The sequence below is a fragment of the Streptomyces sp. CB00316 genome (genome assembly GCF_001905595.1).
Classification (GTDB): domain Bacteria; phylum Actinomycetota; class Actinomycetes; order Streptomycetales; family Streptomycetaceae; genus Streptomyces.
In genome coordinates, this window is sequence record NZ_LIXI01000013.1 from 104353 (window position 1) to 125586 (window position 21234).

The following is a 21234-nucleotide window of genomic DNA, read 5'->3' on the forward strand; positions in this document are numbered from 1 at the left end:
AGGCCTCACCCGGATGCCGGACGGCGACCGCGCAACGCCGTCGCGCGCCCGTTCCCGGGTTCGAAGGATCAGAGCGTGCCGAATGCCTGCTCGATCACGTCGAGGCCCTCGTTCAGCAGGTCCTCACCGATCACCAGCGGGGGCAGGAAGCGCAGCACATTGCCGTAGGTGCCGCAGGTCAGGACCATGACGCCCTCGGCGTGGCAGGCCTTGGCGAGCGCGCCGGCCGCCTCCGGGTTCGGGTCCTTCGTGCCGGACTTCACCAGCTCGATCGCGATCATGGCGCCGCGGCCGCGGATGTCACCGATGATGTCGCCGTTGGGGAGCTTCGCCCGCATCTCGGCGAGGCGGCCCTTCATGACCTCCTCGATCCGCTTGGCCTTCCCGTTCAGGTCCAGCTCGCGCATCGTCTCGATGGCGCCGAGCGCACCCGCGCAGGCGACCGGGTTCCCGCCGTACGTACCGCCCAGACCGCCGGCGTGTGCGGCGTCCATGATCTCCGCGCGGCCGGTCACGGCGGAGAGCGGCAGACCGCCGGCGATGCCCTTCGCGGTGGTGATCAGGTCCGGGACGATGCCCTCGTCCTCGCAGGCGAACCACTGGCCGGTACGGCAGAAGCCGGACTGGATCTCGTCCGCGACGAAGACGATGCCGTTGTCCTTGGCGAACTGCGCGATCGCCGGGAGGAAGCCCTTGGCCGGCTCGATGAAGCCGCCCTCGCCGAGCACCGGCTCGATGATGATCGCCGCGACGTTCTCCGCACCGATCTGCTTGGTGATCTCGTCGATGGCCTGCGCGGACGCCTCGGCGCCGGCGTTCTCGGCACCGGTCGGCCAGCGGTAGCCGTAGGCGACCGGGACACGGTAGACCTCGGGCGCGAACGGGCCGAAGCCCTGCTTGTACGGCATGTTCTTCGCCGTCATGCCCATGGTGAGGTTGGTGCGGCCGTGGTAGCCGTGGTCGAAGACGACGACGGCGGTGCGCTTGGTGTAGGCGCGGGCGATCTTCACCGCGTTCTCGACGGCCTCGGCGCCCGAGTTGAACAGCGCGGACTTCTTCGCGTGGTCACCCGGCGTCAGCTCGGCGAGCTGCTCGCAGACCTCGACGTACCCCTCGTACGGAGTGACCATGAAACAGGTGTGGGTGAAGTTCGCGAGCTGCGCGGAGGCGCGGCGTACGACGGCCTCGGCGGAGGCGCCCACCGACGTCACGGCGATGCCGGAGCCGAAGTCGATCAGACGGTTGCCGTCCACGTCCTCGATGATCCCGCCGCCCGCGCGGGCGGTGAAGACCGGCAGGGTGGAGCCCACCCCTGCGGCGACGGCGGCGAGACGGCGGGCCTGCAGCTCGACCGACTTCGGGCCGGGGATGGCAGTGACGACGCGGCGCTCCTGCGGGATTGCGGTCATGAGGGGCTCCTGGGGGGTGTTTCGGACGCGCTTCTCATCGCAGGCTAGGGGCGGGCGCCCCACCCGGGCATGCTCCGATCGGGAGTGATGGGCGCGTGTCGTTGTCCGTCGCGGACAGAAGGCGGTGTACATCCCTGCCGACCTGGTGCGATGAGGGCAGGGGCCGGTCCGGGACGGTCACTCTTCGGGCGGGTTGCTGAACTCCCCGTGGGCGCGCACTAGATTGGCCGGGGCAGCGGATGGACCCGGCAGGTCGAGGGGGCAGTGGTTCATGGAAGACGAGGGCACGCGCGGCGTACGGGGCACGAGCGCGGACAGGGTGCCCGGCCCGGCCGTGCCACCACCGCCGTCGGGGCCGCCACGGGTGGAGCCGCCTGCGGACCCGGGGGCGTCGTGGGGCGGGCAGCCCTCCGCGTGGGCCTCCCCGCCGCCTCCGCCCGGCCCGCACCCCGCCCGCCCCTCCTCCCCGCCGCCCCCCGTCGAGCAGCCCTCGGCCGGGGCCCCGGCCCTGGACGCCTGGCTCCGTACGCCCCGCCCACCGCAGGCCCCCGGCGTCTGGCGGTACGGGTTCACACCGCGTCCGCCCGAGCAGGGCGAGGAGGTCTCCGATCGCTCCCTCCTCGTCGGTGCCCTCATCTCCCTGCTCTCCGCCCTCCTCCTCTGGTCGCTCTGGCGCAACGGCTACCTCCCGTACCGCCTCGTCCCCCTCAAGCTCTTCACGCCGGGCGAGTGGTGGAACCCGGGTACCTCCGGCGGCCCCCGCACCATCGAGGGCTCCGACGCCCTCACCGTGTACGAGGCCCTCCTCTTCGGGCTGCTCGCCTACGGCTGCGGCCGGATCGGCAACTTCTCCGAACTCTTCCGCCGCCATGCCGTGAGCCGCGGGCAGCCCTTCCTCGCCCTCGCCGCAGCCGTCGCGGCGGGGCTCACCCAGCTTCTGGTCTGGAAGGAGACCCTGCCGGTCGTCCGCCCGGTCCTGGTCCTGGTCGCCGCCGTCGCGGGCGGCGAGATCTACCAGAGCCAGACCGTCGTCAACATCGTCTACGGGCTGATCGCCGCCGCCGTCCTGTACCCCTTCGCCCGCCTCGGCCGCTGGCGCGAACTGCTCGCCGCCCGCGGGGGAACCCGCACCCCGGCCCCGGCCGGGACCGCCTCGGCCCCCGCCGGCGCGACCTCCGCCGACCAGTGGCCCGAACTGCGCGCGGCCGGCTGGACCGACGTTGCGGACACCCTCACCGCCGAGGTCCGCACCGGCCGGATGAACGACGTCGACGTGGCCCGCCTCCGCCACGCCTGGACCCGGGCCACCCGCAGCCCCGACAGCCTCGCCCCTCTCGCCGAGGCCGTCCTGCGCACCGGGGGAGCGGCCGCCCCGCACCCCTCCGGCGACCGCGACCTGCCCCGCCGTACCGCCCGCCACGACGTGCTCACCGGCCAGGTCCGCATCGGCCGGTGCGCGGATGACCCGCACAACCCCTACGCCCGCCGGTCCACCGGTATCGCCCTGGACCCCACCCTGCTCGGCACCTCGCTGCTGGCCGTCGGGCCGCCCGGCTCCGGGAAGTCCGCCCGGCTGGTGCGCCCCGTCGTGGAGGCCCTCGGCCTGCGCGCCCTGGCCGGCCAGGCGGCCGTACTCGCCGTCGGCGGCGCGGGCGCACCGCTCGGCCCGGACGAGGCCTTCGACGTCGTCGTACGCGTCGGCAACCCCGCCTCCGCCCACGACCTGGACCTGTACGGCGGCACCACCGACCCCGACGAGGCCGCCGCCGTCCTCGCGGAGGGGCTCGTCGGCGATGTCGGCAGCCTGGACAGCCGCCGCGCCGCCACCGTCCTCGCCCAACTGCTGGGCCCGTACCGGACGGCCCACGGCCACTTCCCCTCCGTGCCGGAACTGCGCGAACTCCTCGACGGCTCCCCGCAGGCCCTCGCCGGACTCCGGGCCACCCTCGAAGCCGCCGGGCACCAGGCGATGCTCCGCGAGCTGGAGGCGAGGACCCGGCAGGCGGGCGGCCCCGGCGACCCCGCCCCGGCCCTCGCGGACCGGGTGGCGCTGCTGGACCGGCCCGCGTTCGCCGGGTTCTTCGCCACCGGCCCGGACGCCCGCCCCTTCGCGCTGCGCTCGCTCGGCCAGTACCCGCTGCGGGTCCGCGTCGACCTGCCGGAGCGCGGCCACGCCGAGGCGTCCCGCCTCCTCACCCGGCTCCTGCTCGCCCAGTTCACCGCGATCACCGCCGCCCGCACCGACACCACGCTCTTCGCGGGCCTGGTCCTGGACGACGCGACCCACGCGGTGACCGCCGAGACCGTACGCGGTATCCGCCGGCTGCGCTCGGTCAACGCGGGGGCCGTCCTCGCCCTCCGTACCGTCGACGACGTGCCCGAAGCCCTGCACACCCCGCTGCTCGGCGCCGTCGGCTGCACGGCGGCCTTCTCCGGCATCACCACGTGGGACGGCAAGCGGTTCGCCGAGGCCTGGGGCAAGGAGTGGGTGGAGACCCGCGAGGTCGCCCAGCACACGGTCTTCGCCGACCAGCCGTTCACCCGCGCCCTGCACGCGCTGCGCAAGCTGGTCACGGGCAAGGCGGTGACCACGGACGCGGTGACCGTACGGCAGGTGGAGCGGGAGCGGTGGTCGGCCTCGGAGCTGGCGTACGCGGTCCCGGCCGGGCACGCGGTGATCCGGCTGGCCACGGTCGAGGGCGAGCACGCGCCGCCGCTGCTGGTGGAGCTGGGCGGCTGAGAAACGCCCCTCGGGGACCGGGGACGACTGAGAGCGGTTACAGGAACTCTGCCGCCCTGGCAGAATCGGTGACAGCCGTTCATACGGGACGGCGCAATCACCGACTACCGACCACTGATACGGCGGCGAACCCCTTCGTCGGCCACGCGTCCCCGATACCGAGGGTTTCCGGTCCCATGCCCCCCACGCTCGCCTCGCTCGTCCAGCACTCGGCGCTCAAGCTCACGGTGCGGGCGGGCGCGGACCGGCTCGACACCCCGGTGCGCTGGGCCCACGCCAGCGAGCTCGCCGACCCCGTCCCGTACATGGACGGCGGCGAACTGCTCCTGGTGACCGCCACCAACCTGGACGCCGAGAACGCCGAGTCGATGCACCGGTACGTACGGCGGCTGGCCGGAGCGGGGGTCGCCGGGGTCGGTTTCGCGGTCGGCGTGAACTACGAGGACATCCCGGCCGCCCTCCTCGACGCCGCCGAGGAAGCGGGCCTGCCCCTCCTCGAAGTGCCTCGCCGCACCCCGTTCCTCGCCATCAGCAAGGCCGTCTCCGCCGCCATCGCCGCCGACCAGTACCGCGCGGTCACCGCCGGCTTCGAGGCCCAGCGCGAGCTGACGAAGGCCGCGCTCGCCGGGGACGGCCCCGCCGACATCCTCGCCCGCCTCGCCGCCCACATCGACGGCTGGGCCGCGCTGTACGACACCTCCGGCGCGGTGCTCGCCGCCGCCCCCGACTGGGCCGCGCGCCGGGCCGCCCGCCTCACCCCCGACGTCGAACGCCTCCGGGACAGACCCGCGCCCGCCAGCGTCGTCGTCGGCGACAGCGAGGACCGGGTCGAACTCCAGTCGCTGGGCACCGGCCGCCGGGCACGCGGCGCACTGGCGGTCGGTACGGGCTCGGCGCTGGGAACCGCCGAGCGGTACGCCGTCCACTCCGCCGTCGCCCTGCTCACCCTCACCACCGCCCGCTCCCGCTCCCTCCAGGGCGCCGAACAGCGCCTGGGCGCCGCCGTCCTGCGCATGCTCCTGGCCGGGCAGCCCGACCACGCCCGGGCGGTGGCCGGAGACCTGTACGGCGGCCTCCTCGACGCCCCCTTCCGGCTGCTGATCGCGGAGGCGGCCGCGCCCGCCGGTTTCGAGCTGCTCACGGAGACGATGGAGGCCGCCGCCGCCCGCTCCGGCGAGGCGCTGCTCATGGTCCCCGAGGGCGAGCGCGTCGTCGTCCTGGCAGCCGACGGCGGCACCGCGGTCGCCGCCTGCGCGGCCTACGCCGAGGCCCAGGACGACCGCGCCCCGCGCGAGGGCGGCGCCGAGGACAGCGATGTCGTGGTCGGCCTCTCCGCCCCCTGCGGCCCGATCGCGGTCTCCGCCGCGTACAAGCAGGCCGAACAGGCCCTCTCGGTCGCCCGCCGCCGGGGCAGGGCCCTGGTCGAGCACGAGGAGCTGGCGGCCGGTTCGGTCCTGCCGCTCCTCGCGGACGACGCCGTACGGGCCTTCGCCGACGGCATGCTCCGCGCCCTGTACGAGCACGACGCCAAGGGCCGCGGCGACCTCGTGGCCTCCCTGCGCGCCTGGCTCTCCCGCCACGGCCAGTGGGACGCGGCCGCCGCCGACCTCGGCGTGCACCGGCACACCCTGCGCTACCGGATGCGCCGGGTGGAGGAGATCCTGGGCCGCTCGCTGGACGACCCGGACGCCCGGATGGAGCTGTGGCTCGCACTGAAGGCGACGGAGGCGGCGGCGCCGGCCGAAGACTGACCGACTGCGGCACCGCCTCCGACAGACCGGAGGACCCGGGCCGGGCGCCATCACCGACCGGACGGACACGGTCTCCGACAAACCGGAGCACCGGAGGCGCGCCCCACTCCACCTCGGACAAACACGATCGCGGCGTCCCCGCCCTACCGTGGACCACAGAGGGGAAGCCTCCGGGCGCCCACGACGCACGCAGCCACCTCCATCACGACCTCCGCACGCTCACGACCTCCGAAGGGCCGGAACCTCCATGACTTCGCCCCACGCCTTCTGGGTGGCCGGCCGCCAGGCCACCGGTGCCGACAGCTTCGACGTCACCAACCCGTACGACGGACGCCTCGTCGGCACCGTCAGCGTGCCGACCGACGCCCAGGTCGAGGAGGCCGTCGCCGCCGCCCACGCCGTACGTGACGAGTTCGCCGCGACCCCGGCGCACGTACGGGCCGCGGCCCTCGACCACGTCGTACGGCGGCTGGGGGAGCGCACCGAGGAGATCGCCCAGCTGATCTCGGCGGAGAACGGCAAGCCGGTCAAGTGGGCGCGCGGCGAGGTCGGCCGTGCGGTCTCCGTGTTCCGGTTCGCGGCCGAGGAGGCCCGCCGCTTCAACGGCGGCGAGGCACAGCGCCTGGACACCGACCTCGGCGGTACCGGCCGCCTCGGGCTGACCCGCCGCTTCCCGCGCGGAGCCGTCCTCGGTATCGCGCCCTTCAACTTCCCGTTGAACCTCAGCGCCCACAAGGTCGCCCCGGCCATCGCCGTAGGTGCCCCGATCATCCTGAAGCCGGCTCCGGCGACGCCGATCTCCTCGCTCGTCCTCGGGGAGCTGCTGGCCGAGACCGACCTCCCGGCCGGCTCCTGGTCCGTCCTGACGGTCCCGAACGTCAAGATGCCCGCCCTGGTCCAGGACGAGCGCCTGCCGGTCATCTCGTTCACCGGTTCGGGTCCGGTCGGCTACGCGATCATGGAGTCGGTGCCCCGCAAGCACTGCACCCTGGAGCTCGGCGGCAACGGCGCGGCGGTCGTCCTGTCCGACTACGCCTCGGACGAGGACCTGGACTGGGCGGCCACCCGGATCGCCACGTTCTCCAACTACCAGGGCGGCCAGTCCTGTATCTCGGTGCAGCGCGTCATCGCCGACGCCTCGGTCTACGACCGGCTCGTCCCGAAGATCGTCGCCGCCGTCGAGGCCCTGGTCACCGGCGACCCCGCCGACGCGACCACCGACGTAGGCCCCCTGGTCAGCGAGGACGCGGCCAAGCGCGTCGAGTCCTGGGTCGACGAGGCGGTCCAGGGCGGCGCCGAACTCCTCACCGGTGGCAAGCGCGACGGCGCCACCTACGCCCCGACGGTCCTGGCGGGCCTCCCGGACGACGTGAAGCTCTCCTGCGAGGAGGTCTTCGGCCCGGTCATGTCCCTCCAGAAGGTGGACGGCGAGGCGGAGGCGTTCGCCGCCGTCAACTCCTCCAAGTACGGCCTCCAGGCAGGCGTCTTCACCCATGACCTCCAGACCGCCTTCCGCGCCCACCGCGCCCTGGAGGTGGGCGGCGTGATCGTCGGCGACGTCCCCTCGTACCGCGCCGACCAGATGCCGTACGGCGGCGCCAAGCAGTCCGGTGTCGGCCGCGAGGGCGTCCGCTACGCGATGGACGACTACACCTACGAGCGCGTCCTGGTCCTCACAGGCCTCGCCCTGTAACCGCCCCCGGACGACCCCACCCGCGCCCCCGCCTGGACAGCGAGCGCGGGCGGGGACGCGAGACGGACGGCCCGAACCCACTGTGCGGGGGTTCGGGCCGTCCGCCGCGCGTACGCGAGGACTGGTGCGGGTGCCGAAGTGCGGGTAAACGGGTTACATACGGACCAGTAAGCAGCCCCTACGCAGTCCGCGCGGCCGGGGGGCCGTCCGTCCTGGTGACGCGCGGCGAGGTGAGGCCCGACATGTCCGCACCACACAACACCCCCCAGGTCCCCCAAGCACCCAAGGTCACCGAGCGTGAGGCACGCAAGGTCGCCGAAGCCGCCCGGGAGCAGGACTGGCGTAAGCCCAGCTTCGCCAAGGAGCTGTTCCTCGGGCGCTTCCGGCTCGACCTGATCCATCCGCACCCCCTGCCGCCGCCCGACGACATCCGGCGCGGCGAGGAGTTCCTGGCGCGGCTGCGCGCCTTCTGCGAGACGCACATCGACAGTGCCCGGATCGAGCGCGAGGCGAAGATCCCCGACGAGGTGGTCAACGGGCTCAAGGAACTCGGCGCCCTCGGCATGAAGATCGAGACCAAGTACGGCGGTCTCGGGCTCACCCAGGTGTACTACAACAAGGCGCTCGCCCTCGTCGGCTCCGCGAGTCCGGCGATCGGTGCGCTGCTCTCGGCGCATCAGTCGATCGGCGTACCGCAGCCGCTGAAGATTTTCGGCACCCAGGAGCAGAAGGACGTCTTCCTGCCCCGGCTCGCCACCACCGACATCTCCGCGTTCCTCCTGACCGAGCCCGACGTCGGCTCCGACCCGGCCCGCCTCGCCACCACCGCCGTGCCCGACGGGAACGACTATCTGCTGGACGGGGTGAAGCTCTGGACCACCAACGGGGTCGTCGCCGATCTGCTCGTGGTCATGGCTCGCGTGCCTGCCTCCGAGGGGCACCCGGGCGGCATCACCGCCTTCGTCGTCGAGGCGGACGCCCCCGGTGTCACCGTGGAGCACCGCAACGCCTTCATGGGGCTGCGCGGCATCGAGAACGGCGTCACCCGCTTCCATCAGGTGCGGGTGCCTGCCGCGAACCGCGTCGGGCCCGAGGGGGCCGGGCTGAAGATCGCCCTGACCACCCTCAACACCGGGCGCCTCTCGCTGCCCGCGATGTGCGTCGGAGCCGGGAAGTGGTGCCTGAAGATCGCCCGCGAGTGGTCCGCCGTACGGGAGCAGTGGGGGCGGCCCGTCGCGAAGCACGAGGCGGTCGGCGCGAAGATCTCCTTCATCGCGGCCACCACCTTCGCCCTGGAGGCGATCGTCGACCTCTCCTCGCAGATGGCCGACGAGGACCGCAACGACATCCGTATCGAGGCCGCCCTCGCCAAGCTGTACGGCTCCGAGATGGGCTGGCTGATCGCCGACGAGCTGGTCCAGATCCGCGGCGGGCGCGGCTTCGAGACCGCCGAGTCGCTGGCCGCCCGCGGGGAGCGCGCCGTCCCGGCCGAGCAGATGCTCCGCGACATGCGGATCAACCGGATCTTCGAGGGCTCCACCGAGATCATGCATCTGCTGATCGCCCGCGAGGCCGTCGACGCCCACCTCAAGGTCGCCGGCGACATCATCGACCCGGAGAAGCCGCTCGCCGACAAGGCCAAGGCGGGTGCCAACGCCGCCGGGTTCTATGCCCGCTGGCTGCCTCAGCTCGTCACCGGGGCCGGGCAACTCCCTCGTACGTACGGTGAGTTCAACCCCGCCGGGCACCGCGACCTCTCCGGGCACCTCCGGTACGTCGAGCGCTCCTCACGCAAGCTCGCCCGGTCGACCTTCTACGCCATGTCCCGCTGGCAAGGCCGGATGGAGACGAAACAGGGCTTCCTCGGCCGGATCGTCGACATCGGCGCCGAACTCTTCGCGATGAGCGCCGCCTGCGTCCGCGCCGAGCATCTGCGGGGCTCCGGGGAGCACGGCCGTGAGGCGTACCAGCTTGCCGACGCCTTCTGCCACCAGTCCCGGGTCAGGGTGGAGGAGCTGTTCACGCGGCTCTGGTCCAACACCGACGACCTGGACCGGCGCGTGGTGGACGGCGTCCTGTCCGGTACGTACACGTGGCTGGAGGAGGGCGTCGTCGACCCCAGCGGCGAAGGCCCCTGGATCGCGGACGCCACCCCCGGACCCTCCGCCGAGGAGAACCGGCACCGGCCCGTCCGCTGAGCCGTGACCCATCGCTGCGAGGGGGCGCGTCCGTACGCCGGACACTGTTGGTGTCCGTACGTAGGGCGCGCCCCCTCCGTACCGAATCCCCGCCCCACCGGGACGCGCTGTCCACACGCGCAGCCGGAGCGGCAACAATGGGGGCATGAGCGACAGCCCCGCCCCACTCGCCGATCCGCATCTCCTCTTCGACACCGCGGACGGCCGCCGGGATCTGGTGATCCTCGGCTCCACCGGGTCCATCGGCACCCAGGCCATCGACCTGGTCCTGCGCAACCCCGACCGCTTCCGGGTCACCGCGCTCTCGGCCGCCGGCGGCCGGACCACCCTCCTCGCCGAGCAGGCCCACCGGCTGCGGGTGAGCACGGTCGCCGTCGCCGACCCGACCGCGGTCCCCGCCCTGCGCGAGGCGCTGCGCGAGCGGTACGGGGCCCGGGAGCCGCTCCCCGAGATCCTCGCCGGACCCGACGCGGCGGCCACGCTGGCCGCGAGCGACTGCCACACCGTGCTCAACGGGATCACCGGCTCCATCGGGCTCGCCCCGACGCTGGCCGCGCTGAAGGCGGGCCGCACGCTCGCCCTCGCCAACAAGGAGTCGCTGATCGTCGGCGGCCCGCTGGTGAAGGCGCTCGCCGCCCCCGGCCAGATCATCCCGGTCGACTCCGAGCACGCCGCGCTCTTCCAGGCACTGGCCGCGGGCACCCGCGCCGATGTCCGCAAGCTCGTCGTCACCGCCTCCGGCGGGCCGTTCCGGGGCCGTACGCGCGACGAGCTGGCCGATGTCACCCGCGAGCAGGCCCTGACCCACCCCACCTGGGCGATGGGCCCGGTCATCACGATCAACTCCGCGACGCTGGTCAACAAGGGCCTTGAGGTCATCGAGGCGCACCTCCTCTACGACATCCCCTTCGACCGTATCGAGGTCGTGGTCCACCCGCAGTCCTACGTGCACTCCATGGTCGAGTTCACCGACGGCTCCACGCTCGCCCAGGCCACCCCGCCCGACATGGGCGGACCCATCGCCATCGGCCTCGGCTGGCCCGAGCGGGTCCCGGACGCCGCCCCCGCCTTCGACTGGTCGAAAGCGTCCACGTGGGAGTTCTTCCCGCTGGACACCGAGGCCTTCCCGTCGGTCGCCCTCGCCCGCCATGTCGGTACGCTCGGCTCCACGGCACCCGCCGTCTTCAACGCGGCCAACGAGGAGTGCGTCGACGCCTTCCTCGCCGGACAGCTGCCCTTCAACGGAATCATGGATACGGTCAGCGCTGTGGTGTCCGAACACGGCACCCCCGCCCCGGGAACCCCGCTCAGCGTCGCGGATGTCCTCGAAGCGGAAACCTGGGCCCGCGCACGGGCCCGGGAACTCTCGGCGAAAGCGACAGCGGAGGCGCGCGCATGAGTCTGACCTCGATCCTGCTGACGGTCCTGGGGATCGCCGTCTTCGTCGTGGGCCTGCTGTTCTCCATCGCCTGGCACGAGCTGGGCCACCTCTCCACGGCCAAGATGTTCGGCATCCGGGTCCCGCAGTACATGGTCGGATTCGGCCCGACGCTCTGGTCGAAGCAGAAGGGCGACACCGAGTACGGCATCAAGGCCATCCCGGCCGGCGGCTACATCCGCATGATCGGGATGTTCCCGCCCGGCGCCGACGGCCGCCTCGAAGCCCGCTCCACCTCACCGTGGCGCGGCATGATCGAGGACGCCCGCTCCGCCGCGTACGAGGAGCTCGAACCCGGCGACGAGAAGCGGCTCTTCTACACGCGCAAGCCGTGGAAGCGCGTCATCGTGATGTTCGCCGGCCCGTTCATGAACCTGGTCCTCGCCGTCGCGATCTTCATGGGCGTCGCGATGACCTTCGGCTTCCAGACGCAGACCACCGAGGTCGCGGGCGTCCAGCAGTGCGTCATCTCGCAGAGCGAGAAGCGCGACACCTGCGAGGGCACCGACCCCGTCTCCCCGGCCAAGGCCGCGGGCCTGCAGGAGGGTGACAAGATCGTCGCCTTCGACGGGCAGAAGGTCGACGACTGGGCGACGCTCTCGGACCGCATCCGCAACACCATGGGCCCCGCCACCATCACCGTCGAGCGCGCCGGCCAGGAGGTCACCCTCAACGCCGTCCTGCGCGAGAACGCCGTCGCGAAGAAGGACGGCAACGGCGAGGTCATTCCGGACCAGTTCATCAAGGCCGGCTACCTCGGCTTCGCCGCCCGGACCGAGATCGTGCCGCTCTCCTTCGGCGACTCCGTCGTGCGCATGGGCGACATGATCGAGAACGGCGTCGACGCGATCATCGCGCTGCCCTCCAAGATCCCGGCCCTGTGGGACGCCGCCTTCAGCGACGGCGAACGCGCCGACGACTCGCCGGTGGGTGTCGTGGGCGCGGCCCGCATCGGCGGCGAGGTGATGAACCTCGACATCCCGGCCCAGAACCAGGTCGCGATGATGCTGTTCCTGCTCGCGGGCTTCAACCTGTCGTTGTTCCTGTTCAACATGCTGCCGTTGCTCCCACTGGACGGGGGGCACATCGCGGGTGCGCTCTGGGAGTCGCTGCGGCGCAATCTGGCCAAGGTCTTCCGGCGCCCCGACCCTGGCCCGTTCGACGTGGCGAAGCTGATGCCGGTCGCCTACGTGGTCGCCGGACTCTTCATCTGCTTCACGCTGCTGGTGCTGGTGGCCGACATCGTGAACCCGGTCAAGATCAGCTGATGATCCGATGGGGGACCGCCTCAGTAGTCGCCCCATCCGCCCCAGAAGTGACCGCCGGGCACACGCGTCGTGTCCGGTCGGTCACCATCTGGTTGACTTGTCCGTACGGTGCGTGCGCCCCGGCTCCGGTGCCGTAATCTCGAAGCCTGGAGCCCGCCGACATCGGGACCTTGATCCACACCTTGGGGATGCACAGCGCATGACTGCGATTTCTCTCGGAATGCCGGCCGTTCCGACCAAGCTCGCCGACCGACGGGTCAGCCGACAGATCCAGGTCGGCTCGGTCGCGGTCGGCGGGGACGCACCCGTCTCCGTGCAGTCGATGACGACGACGCGTACGTCGGACATCGGTGCCACCCTCCAGCAGATCGCCGAGCTGACGGCCTCCGGTTGCCAGATCGTCCGGGTGGCCTGCCCGACCCAGGACGACGCCGACGCCCTCGCCACGATCGCGCGCAAGTCGCAGATCCCGGTGATCGCCGACATCCACTTCCAGCCGAAGTACGTCTTCGCCGCGATCGACGCGGGCTGCGCGGCGGTCCGCGTGAACCCCGGCAACATCAAGCAGTTCGACGACAAGGTCAAGGAGATCGCCAAGGCGGCCTCCGAGACCCGCACCCCGATCCGGATCGGCGTCAACGCCGGCTCCCTGGACGCGCGGCTCCTGAAGAAGTACGGCAAGGCCACCCCCGAGGCCCTCGTCGAGTCCGCCCTGTGGGAGGCGTCCCTCTTCGAGGAGCACGGCTTCGGCGACATCAAGATCTCCGTCAAGCACAACGACCCGGTCGTCATGGTCAACGCCTACCGCCAGCTCGCCGCCCAGAGCGACTACCCGCTCCACCTCGGCGTCACCGAGGCCGGACCGGCGTTCCAGGGCACGATCAAGTCGGCCGTCGCGTTCGGCGCCCTGCTGTCCGAGGGCATCGGCGACACCATCCGCGTCTCCCTCTCGGCCCCGCCGGCCGAGGAGGTCAAGGTGGGCCTGCAGATCCTGGAGGCGCTGAACCTGAAGCAGCGCCGCCTGGAGATCGTCTCCTGCCCGTCCTGCGGCCGCGCCCAGGTCGACGTCTACAAGCTCGCCGACCAGGTCAGTGCCGGACTGGAGGGCATGGAGGTCCCGCTGCGCGTCGCGGTCATGGGCTGCGTCGTCAACGGCCCCGGCGAGGCCCGCGAGGCCGACCTCGGTGTCGCCTCCGGCAACGGCAAGGGCCAGATCTTCGTCAAGGGCGAGGTCATCAAGACCGTGCCCGAGTCGAAGATCGTCGAGACCCTCATCGAGGAAGCCCTGAAGATCGCCGAGCAGATGGAGAAGGACGGCATCGCCTCCGGCGAGCCCCAGGTCTCCATCAGCTGACCTGCGCTCTTCCCCGTCATCGCCGCCCCGCCGAGCCCCGCGCCCGGCGGGGCGGCGGCGTATCCAAGCCTGTCCAGGAGCCCGCTTACCGGCCCGGGCGGCGTTCTCCAGGCTTGTTGGGTACAGTGCGGAAATCAGCAGACCGCATGGTGAGGCCCCCTCGTGTTGACGCAGACCACCACCCGGGTCCTCGAACCCAGCGACCTCGGCGCAGCGCTCGCCATCCTGGAGAGCGAGCCCGTGGTCAACGCATTCGTCACGTCCCGCGTGCAGGTCGCGGGGCTCGACCCCTGGCGCCTCGGCGGCGAGATGTGGGGCTGGTACGCCGACGGACGGCTCCGTTCCCTCTGTTACGCCGGTGCCAACCTGGTCCCCATCTGCGCAGGGCCCGAAGCCGTACGCGCCTTCGCCGACCGGGCCCGCCGGGCCGGCCGCCGCTGCTCCTCGATCGTCGGCCCCGCCGAACCCACCGCCCTGCTCTGGCGGCTCCTGGAGCCGGGCTGGGGCCCGGCCCGCGAGGTCCGCGCCAACCAGCCCCTCATGGTCACCGAGAGCCCCGCCGCCGATGTCACCCCTGACCCGCTCGTCCGCCGCATCCGCAAGGACGAGACCGAGATCCTGATGCCGGCCTGCGTGGCGATGTTCACGGAGGAGGTCGGCATCTCCCCGCTCGCCGGGGACGGCGGACTCCTCTACCAGGCCCGGGTCGCCGAACTCATCGGCGCCGGACGCTCCTTCGCCCGGATCGACGACGGCAAGGTCGTCTTCAAGGCGGAGATCGGCGCCGCCACCACCCGGGCCTGCCAGATCCAGGGCGTCTGGGTCGCCCCCGAACACCGCGGCAAGGGCCTCTCCGAGACCGGCATGGCCGCCGTCCTGCGCTACGCCCTGGCCGACGTCGCCCCCATCGTCAGCCTGTACGTGAACGACTACAACGCTCCCGCCCGCAAGGCCTACCGGCGTGTGGGCTTCCGCGAGACGGGCACCTTCATGAGCGTCCTGTTCTGAACGGCCCGTACGGGGGGCGCCCCCCGGCCTCCACCCGTACCGGCCCGCCCACCCCGGCCAGTAGGGTTCGCGCATGGCACCAGCAGTCACCGGGAACGGCCCCGCGAACCCCGGCATCGAGGTCGGCCCCATCGACCTGGCCTCACGCGTCGACGAAGCCCTCCACGTACAGGCGGCGGCCTTCGGACTCAGCCAGGACGAGATCGACGTACGCCGCCACATCGTCCTGCGGCACCTGGACCACCCCGAGGCCCGTGCGCTCGGCGCACTCACCCCGGACGGGCGGCTCGTCGGCTTCGTCTACGGGCTGCCCAACGACCGCGCCCACTGGTGGTCCACCGTCGTGGAGCCCTACCTCCGGGCGGCCGGCTCCGACGGCTGGCTCGACGACTCCTTCGTCATCACCGAGCTCCACGTCCACCCCGACCACCAGCAGCACGGCCTCGGGCGCACCCTGATCACCACCATCACCGACGCCGTCCCGCACCCCCGGTCGATCCTCTCCGCGATCGACCGGGACAGCCCCGCCCGCGCCCTCTACCGCGCGCTCGGCTACCGCGACCTGGCCCGCCAGGTGGTCTTCCCCAGCGCCCCGCTCCCGTACGCCGTGATGGGCGCGCCCCTGCCGCTCCGGCGGTAGGGCCTCTCGTCCGGATCAGGCCGGGCTCGCGGGGTCCGGCCTGATCCGGACGAGAGGCCCCCTGGGCCGAATCGATTTCCGCCTGCCCGCACCGCCCGGCTAACCTCGGGCCCACCACCCTTGCGAGCAGGAGTTCATCATGGCCCAGGTCCAGCGCATGTCCCGATTGATGATCAAGACACTGCGCGATGACCCGGCGGACGCCGAGACGCTCAGCCACAAGCTGCTGGTCCGCGCCGGGTACGTGCGCCGCAACGCGGCCGGCATCTGGTCCTGGCTGCCGCTCGGCAAGAAGGTCCTGGACAACATCTCCAACGTCGTCCGCGAGGAGATGGACGCCATCGGCGCCCAGGAGGTCCTGCTCCCCGCCCTGCTGCCCAAGGAGCCCTACGAGGCATCCGGCCGCTGGGAGGAGTACGGCGACCTGCTCTTCCGCCTCAAGGACCGCAAGGGCGGCGACTACCTCCTCGGCCCGACCCACGAGGAGATCTTCACCCAGACCGTCAAGGACCAGTGCACGTCCTACAAGGACCTGCCGGTGATGCTCTACCAGATCCAGACGAAGTACCGTGACGAGGCCCGCCCCCGCTCCGGTGTGCTCCGCGGCCGCGAGTTCCAGATGAAGGACTCGTACAGCTTCGACACCACCGACGAGGGCCTCGCGCACTCCTACGCCCTGCACCGGGCCGCGTACATCAGGATCTTCGAGCGTCTGGGCCTCGACCACCGCATCGTCTCCGCCGTCTCCGGCGCGATGGGCGGCTCGGCCTCCGAGGAGTTCCTGGCGCCCGCCGCCGCCGGTGAGGACACCTTCGCGGACTGCCCGAACTGCGACTACGCCGCCAACACCGAGGCCGTGACCTTCGCGCTCGCCCCGGTCGACGGCTCGGCGCACGCCGCGGTCGAGGAGCTGGACACCCCTGACACCCCGACCATCGAGACCCTCGCCGCGCACCTGGGCGTCCCCGCCTCCGCCACCCTGAAGAACCTGCTGGTCAAGGTGGACGGCGAGATCGTGGCCGTCGGCGTCCCCGGCCACCGCGAGGTCGACCTCGGCAAGCTCGGCGAGCACCTGGCGCCCGCCGTCGTCGAGCTGGTCACCGCCGAGGACTTCGTCGGCCGTGACGACCTCGTACGCGGCTACGTCGGCCCCCAGGGCCTGGAGAAGGTCCGCTACCTGGCCGACCCCCGCGTCGCCCCCGGCACTGCCTGGATCACCGGCGCCAACCAGGAGGGCAAGCACGCGAAGAACGTCGTCGCGGGCCGTGACTTCGAGGTCGACCAGTACCTCGACGTCGTCGTGGTCGAGGAGGGCGACCCCTGCCCCCGGTGCGGCACCGGCCTCACCCTGGACCGCGCCATCGAGATCGGCCACATCTTCCAGCTCGGCCGCAAGTACGCCGACACCTTCCAGCTCGACGTGCTGGGCCAGCAGGGCAAGCCGGTCCGCGTGACGATGGGCTCGTACGGCATCGGCGTCTCCCGCGCGGTGGCCGCCCTCACCGAGCAGACCGCCGACGACAAGGGCCTGTGCTGGCCCCGCGAGATCGCCCCGGCCGACGTCCACGTCGTCGCCGCGGGCAAGGCCCTCCAGACCGAGCTTGCCCTTGACGTCTCGGAGAAGCTCAACGCGGCGGGCCTGCGGGTCCTGGTCGACGACCGCCCCGGCGTCTCGCCCGGCGTGAAGTTCACCGACTCCGAGCTCATCGGCGTGCCCAAGATCCTGGTTGCCGGCCGCCGCTCGGCCGACGGCGTCCTGGAGCTGAAGGACCGCCGCACCGGTGAGCGCGAGGAGCTCACGGTGGACGAGGCGGTCGCCCGCCTCGTCCTGGAGCTGAAGGACCGCCGCACCGGTGAGCGCGAGGAGCTGACGGTGGACGAAGCGGTCGCCCGCCTCTCCGCCGACCTGGGCTGACCACGTGGGAAGAGGGCCCCGCGCACGGGCCCTCTTCCCAGGTACGCCGAACTACAGCCAGCCCGCGAACTCCAGGTTGACCTCGCCCATCTGCCGCCGCCCCTCGGCCAGCGCACGCGTCCCCGACTCGACCGCCCGGAACAGCGTCCAGCCGTGCAGCCGCGCCTGCTCCACCTCCAGCGACTCCGCCAGCTTCTTGACCCGCCGCCGCGCCGTCACCGGGCCGCCCGGGGAGGCGATCAGATCCTCCACCCGGTCCCGCACCAGCCGCGCCAGGTCGTAGGCGCGCTCGCCCACCAGCGGCTCCGGACCCACCGTCAGCCAGGGCGCGCGCTCGCCGGAGAGCACCTTGCTCTGGCGGAAGTTGCCGTGCAGGAGCAGGAGTTCGGGGGAGCCGTCCGCCAGTTCCGTACGGGCCGCGAGGGCCGCCTCCACCAGCGGGGCGAGCTCCGGATCGGCCGAGGCGGCCGCCCGCATGCCCCCCGTCTGGCGCCTGGTCCGCTCGGCCACGGTCTCGAAGGGGTGGCCGACGGGCGGCTCCACCCACAGCCGCCGGACCGTGCCCGCCGCCTCCAGGAGCGCCTTGGCCTCCGGCAGCGAACGCAGCGACACCTCATGGTGCAGCCGCTCCAGCAGCAGCGCCCCGGACGCGTCGGGATCAGGCGCGTCCAGCAGCTTCACCGCGCCCCAGCCGTCCCAGTGGGCCAGCGCCGCCCGCTCCTGCTCCGGTTCGGCGCGCGGCGGGGCGATCTTCAGCGCGGCCGGGGTCCCGTCGGCCTGCCGGACCAGGAGCACCAGGGCGCTGCGCCCGCCGGGGGCGGCCACCCGCTCCACGGTGAGGTCCGGCCCGGCGGCGCAGATCGCCTGTTCGGTGAGCGTGGGGAGGCGGTCCAGCCACTCGGCCGCCGCACCGTCCCCGTACATCTCGCCGAGCGCGCGCACCAGGCGCTGCGGCGGTTCGAAACCCATACGTCCGTTGTTCCCTTTCCGGTCCCTCGGTCAGCTCGTGCCATCCGCTCCCGCGGCCTCCACCGGACCCGTCTTCTCGGCCGGACCCGCGCCCGGGGCCCGCTCGGCCAGCCCCGGAAAGGCTACGTTGCCGCCCCGCCAGCGGGCCGCCCGCACGGCGGCCTCCCGCAGTGCGCCCGCCGCGTCGGCGCGCGCGGGCCCTTCGGTGGCCCGTACGAGATCGGAGTACACGCCCGCCACCCGGTCCTCCAGGACGGCGGCGAGGCGCAGCGCCGACGTGGTGTCGGTAACCGCGAAGGGCAGAGCGTACGCGGCGCCGGCGGCGACCGGCGCACCGCCCAGGTCACGCACGGTGCGCATGAGCGCGTCCCTGCGCGCGCGGTGGCCGTCGTACGCCGCGCTCGCCTCGGTGCGCCGCTTCCCTGCGATCCGGCCGCCGAGCACCCCGTACCCGTAGACGGCCGCGTGTTCGGCGGCCAGCGCGGTCTGTGCGGCGGTGAGGGCGGGGGAGGGGGCCTCGTCCTCGGCGGGAAGGGTCATGACGAGGTCTCCTTGGCCAGCTCGGTCAGCAGGTACGCGTGGACCGCCGCGGCCGCGGCCACCGAGGCCAGCAGCCGGGCCAGCTCCGGTTCCGCGGTGAGCAGGGCCTCGGCGTGGGCGTCGGCCCGGCGGCGCTCGGCGTCGGCCAGCTCCTTCACCGCGGCCCGCGCGTCGGCGGACACGGGACCGGGTGCGGGCGGGGCCGCGGCCTTCCTGGCACCCGCCGACAGGGCCTCGGTGTGCTCCTGTACGGCGGTCCGCAGGGGTGCCAGGCCCTCCGCGAGCGCCGGGTGGGCCTCGGCCGCCAGGTCGTAGTGGGCGAGCGTCAGGGCGGCGGTGCGCGCCGCCGCCGTACGCAGGGCCTTCTCCGCCCGGACCGCTTCGGCCCCGGTGCGTACGGGACCGCTCCGGCCCTGGCTCTTGTCGTCGTCCCCGCAGCCGGTCAGCACCGCACCCAGTGCGAGAGCCCCCGTCGCGGTGAGCGCCCCCCTGCGGGTCGTCCCCGTGCGCCGCACGTTTCTCCTTCGGGCCGGGACCGATCCTGACAGGATCTGTCCTGAAGTGATCACCGCAGGCGAGCGTACCCGCGGTGACAGGGCGGGCGGACGGCAACACCCCTGGCGACCGGATACCCTTTGACCTGACGCACGACGATCCCCACAACAGCACACGCGGCCGAGGAGTCACCCGGATGAGCACCACCCAGAGCGAGAGGCTGCGCGGGTTGCTGGAACCGCTCGTCAGCGCGCAGCAGCTGGACCTCGAGGAGATCGAGGTGTCCCGGGCCGGCCGACGTGGAGTGCTGCGGATCATCGTGGACTCCGACGAGGGCGTGGAGCTGGACACCTGCGCGGAGCTGAGCCGCGCGATCTCCCAGAAGCTGGACGAGACCGACGTGATGGGCGAGGGCGAGTACGTCCTCGAAGTCAGCTCCCCCGGCGCGGACCGCCCCTTGACCGAACACCGCCACTACGTACGCGCCATCGGCCGGCTGGCCCGGTTCCACCTCGCCGCCGACGGATCCGGTGAGCTGGTCGCCCGCATCCTCGCCGTCGACGAGGACGGGCTGGACCTCGAAGTGCCCGGCGTCAAGGGCCGCAAGCCCACGTCCCGCCGCCTCGCCTTCGACGAGATCGCCAAGGCGCGAGTGGAGATCGAATTCAACCGCAAGGACAAGAAGGAAGAGGAGGCGTAGCCGTGGACATCGATGTGAAGCTTTTGAAGGGCTTGGCGCAGGACAAGGAGATCCCCTTCGACGTGCTCGTCGGGGCGATCGAGTCGGCCCTCCTCATCGCGTACCACCGCACCGACGGCAGCCACCGCCGGGCGCGCGTGAAGCTCGACGAGAACGGCCACGTCACCGTGTGGGCCAAGGAGGACCCGGCCGACCTCGAGGAGGGCCAGGAGCCCAAGGAGTTCGACGACACCCCCTCCGGGTTCGGCCGGATCGCCGCGACCACCGCCAAGCAGGTCATCCTGCAGCGGCTGCGCGACGCCGAGGACGACCGCACCTTCGGGGAGTACGCGGGCCACGAGGGGGACGTCGTCACCGGCATCGTCCAGCAGGGCAAGGACCCCAAGAACGTCCTGGTCGACATCGGCAAGATGGAAGCCATGCTGCCGGTCCAGGAGCAGGTCCCGGGCGAGGAGTACGTGCACGGTCTGCGTCTTCGTACGTATGTCGTACGGGTCGCCAAGGGCGTCCGCGGTCCGTCGGTGACGTTGTCGCGCACCCACCCGAACCTGGTGAAGAAGCTCTTCGCGCTGGAGGTCCCGGAGATCGCGGACGGCTCCGTGGTCATCGAGGCCATCGCCCGCGAGGCCGGCCACCGCACCAAGATCGCCGTGCGCTCCACCCGCGCCGGCCTGAACCCCAAGGGCGCCTGCATCGGCCCGATGGGCAGCCGTGTGCGCAATGTCATGGCCGAGCTGCACGGCGAGAAGATCGACATCGTGGACTGGTCGGACGACCCGGCCGAGATGGTCGCCAACGCGCTCTCGCCCGCCCGGGTGAGCAAGGTCGAGGTCGTCGACCTCGGCGCCCGCTCCGCCCGCGTCACCGTGCCGGACTACCAGCTGTCGCTGGCGATCGGCAAGGAGGGCCAGAACGCCCGCCTCGCCGCCCGCCTCACCGGCTGGCGCATCGACATCCGTCCCGACACCGAGACGGACGAGGAGCGCGAGACGGCCGACCGCGAGCGGGCCGAGCGAGCCCGGGAGCGCTCGGAAAGGCGTTGACCCGGAGCCGCTCCAGGGAATAGATCTTGGCCCTACGCCGCTGAGATCACGACAACATCCGTTCGATTCTGGC

At 72.4% G+C, this 21234-nt stretch carries 15 protein-coding genes and 1 pseudogene; 12 read left to right on the top strand and 4 right to left on the bottom strand.

The features are described from left to right. Positions 1 to 68: 68 nt before the first annotated feature. Positions 69 to 1409 carry a 4-aminobutyrate--2-oxoglutarate transaminase gene (gene gabT, locus AMK21_RS30255; RefSeq protein ID WP_073882350.1) on the bottom strand — a complete coding sequence of 447 codons (1341 nt, stop codon included), beginning with the start codon at positions 1407 to 1409 and terminating at the stop codon, positions 69 to 71. Between the two features lie 271 nt (positions 1410 to 1680). On the opposite strand from gabT, the gene AMK21_RS30260 reads away from it, so the two are divergent. From AMK21_RS30260 to AMK21_RS30305, 10 genes and pseudogenes are all read left to right on the top strand, one after another. Then, positions 1681 to 4149, top strand: a complete 2469-nt coding sequence (locus AMK21_RS30260) for an ATP/GTP-binding protein (protein WP_073882351.1) — start codon at positions 1681 to 1683, stop codon at positions 4147 to 4149. 176 nt (positions 4150 to 4325) lie between these two features. After that, positions 4326 to 5900, top strand: coding sequence for a PucR family transcriptional regulator (locus tag AMK21_RS30265; RefSeq protein ID WP_073882352.1), 1575 nt, complete (start codon positions 4326 to 4328; stop codon positions 5898 to 5900). A 247-nt stretch (positions 5901 to 6147) separates the two neighbouring features. After that, on the top strand, positions 6148 to 7593 hold the full coding sequence (locus AMK21_RS30270; RefSeq protein WP_073882353.1) for an aldehyde dehydrogenase family protein: 1446 nt from the start codon (positions 6148 to 6150) through the stop codon (positions 7591 to 7593). A gap of 242 nt (positions 7594 to 7835) precedes the next feature. Further along, the gene (locus AMK21_RS30275) at positions 7836 to 9791 is read left to right on the top strand and encodes an acyl-CoA dehydrogenase family protein (RefSeq protein ID WP_073882354.1); all 1956 of its coding nucleotides are present in this window, start codon (positions 7836 to 7838) and stop codon (positions 9789 to 9791) included. 145 nt (positions 9792 to 9936) lie between these two features. Then, positions 9937 to 11190, top strand: coding sequence for a 1-deoxy-D-xylulose-5-phosphate reductoisomerase (gene dxr / locus AMK21_RS30280; RefSeq protein WP_073882355.1), 1254 nt, complete (start codon positions 9937 to 9939; stop codon positions 11188 to 11190). Further along, positions 11187 to 12497, top strand: coding sequence for a M50 family metallopeptidase (locus tag AMK21_RS30285; protein WP_073882356.1), 1311 nt, complete (start codon positions 11187 to 11189; stop codon positions 12495 to 12497). The genes dxr and AMK21_RS30285 overlap by 4 nt, the downstream gene beginning before the upstream one ends. Positions 12498 to 12696: 199 nt before the next feature. Continuing rightward, a complete protein-coding gene (ispG, locus tag AMK21_RS30290; RefSeq protein WP_073882357.1) occupies positions 12697 to 13851 on the top strand; it encodes a flavodoxin-dependent (E)-4-hydroxy-3-methylbut-2-enyl-diphosphate synthase in 1155 nt (384 codons plus the stop codon). A 165-nt stretch (positions 13852 to 14016) separates the two neighbouring features. Further along, positions 14017 to 14859 carry a GNAT family N-acetyltransferase gene (locus AMK21_RS30295; RefSeq protein ID WP_073882358.1) on the top strand — a complete coding sequence of 281 codons (843 nt, stop codon included), beginning with the start codon at positions 14017 to 14019 and terminating at the stop codon, positions 14857 to 14859. Between the two features lie 73 nt (positions 14860 to 14932). Continuing rightward, the gene (locus AMK21_RS30300) at positions 14933 to 15499 is read left to right on the top strand and encodes a GNAT family N-acetyltransferase (RefSeq protein ID WP_073882359.1); all 567 of its coding nucleotides are present in this window, start codon (positions 14933 to 14935) and stop codon (positions 15497 to 15499) included. 139 nt (positions 15500 to 15638) lie between these two features. Then, positions 15639 to 17324: pseudogene (locus AMK21_RS30305) on the top strand (proline--tRNA ligase); the annotation flags it as partial. A gap of 141 nt (positions 17325 to 17465) precedes the next feature. Here the strand turns inward: AMK21_RS30305 and AMK21_RS30310 are convergent. Genes AMK21_RS30310 through AMK21_RS30320 form a run of 3 tightly spaced genes read right to left on the bottom strand, consistent with a single transcriptional unit; the run spans position 17466 to position 19438 of the window. Then, positions 17466 to 18383: an aminoglycoside phosphotransferase family protein gene (locus tag AMK21_RS30310; RefSeq protein ID WP_073882360.1), complete on the bottom strand. Its 918-nt coding sequence runs from the start codon at positions 18381 to 18383 to the stop codon at positions 17466 to 17468. A 30-nt stretch (positions 18384 to 18413) separates the two neighbouring features. Then, on the bottom strand, positions 18414 to 18923 hold the full coding sequence (locus AMK21_RS30315; RefSeq protein WP_073882361.1) for a ferritin-like domain-containing protein: 510 nt from the start codon (positions 18921 to 18923) through the stop codon (positions 18414 to 18416). Then, positions 18920 to 19438 (bottom strand): hypothetical protein, encoded by a 519-nt coding sequence (locus tag AMK21_RS30320; protein ID WP_073882362.1) that lies wholly within the window; start codon positions 19436 to 19438, stop codon positions 18920 to 18922. The genes AMK21_RS30315 and AMK21_RS30320 overlap by 4 nt, the downstream gene beginning before the upstream one ends. Before the next feature lie 176 nt (positions 19439 to 19614). Between AMK21_RS30320 and rimP the strand changes: the two genes are divergently transcribed. Continuing rightward, positions 19615 to 20118 (top strand): ribosome maturation factor RimP, encoded by a 504-nt coding sequence (rimP, locus tag AMK21_RS30325; RefSeq protein WP_073882363.1) that lies wholly within the window; start codon positions 19615 to 19617, stop codon positions 20116 to 20118. Positions 20119 to 20120: 2 nt separating this feature from the next. Continuing rightward, positions 20121 to 21161, top strand: a complete 1041-nt coding sequence (nusA, locus tag AMK21_RS30330; protein WP_073882364.1) for a transcription termination factor NusA — start codon at positions 20121 to 20123, stop codon at positions 21159 to 21161. Positions 21162 to 21234 lie beyond the last annotated feature (73 nt).

What these genes read in the sequence shown, in the direction of transcription:
- gabT (WP_073882350.1), bottom strand. Translation starts at nt 1,409, where the DNA reads ATGACCGCAATCCCGCAGGAGCGCCGCGTCGTCACTGCCATCCCCGGC.
- AMK21_RS30260 (WP_073882351.1), top strand. Translation starts at nt 1,681, where the DNA reads ATGGAAGACGAGGGCACGCGCGGCGTACGGGGCACGAGCGCGGACAGG.
- AMK21_RS30265 (WP_073882352.1), top strand. Translation starts at nt 4,326, where the DNA reads ATGCCCCCCACGCTCGCCTCGCTCGTCCAGCACTCGGCGCTCAAGCTC.
- AMK21_RS30270 (WP_073882353.1), top strand. Translation starts at nt 6,148, where the DNA reads ATGACTTCGCCCCACGCCTTCTGGGTGGCCGGCCGCCAGGCCACCGGT.
- AMK21_RS30275 (WP_073882354.1), top strand. Translation starts at nt 7,836, where the DNA reads ATGTCCGCACCACACAACACCCCCCAGGTCCCCCAAGCACCCAAGGTC.
- dxr (WP_073882355.1), top strand. Translation starts at nt 9,937, where the DNA reads ATGAGCGACAGCCCCGCCCCACTCGCCGATCCGCATCTCCTCTTCGAC.
- AMK21_RS30285 (WP_073882356.1), top strand. Translation starts at nt 11,187, where the DNA reads ATGAGTCTGACCTCGATCCTGCTGACGGTCCTGGGGATCGCCGTCTTC.
- ispG (WP_073882357.1), top strand. Translation starts at nt 12,697, where the DNA reads ATGACTGCGATTTCTCTCGGAATGCCGGCCGTTCCGACCAAGCTCGCC.
- AMK21_RS30300 (WP_073882359.1), top strand. Translation starts at nt 14,933, where the DNA reads ATGGCACCAGCAGTCACCGGGAACGGCCCCGCGAACCCCGGCATCGAG.
- AMK21_RS30310 (WP_073882360.1), bottom strand. Translation starts at nt 18,383, where the DNA reads ATGGGTTTCGAACCGCCGCAGCGCCTGGTGCGCGCGCTCGGCGAGATG.
- AMK21_RS30315 (WP_073882361.1), bottom strand. Translation starts at nt 18,923, where the DNA reads ATGACCCTTCCCGCCGAGGACGAGGCCCCCTCCCCCGCCCTCACCGCC.
- rimP (WP_073882363.1), top strand. Translation starts at nt 19,615, where the DNA reads ATGAGCACCACCCAGAGCGAGAGGCTGCGCGGGTTGCTGGAACCGCTC.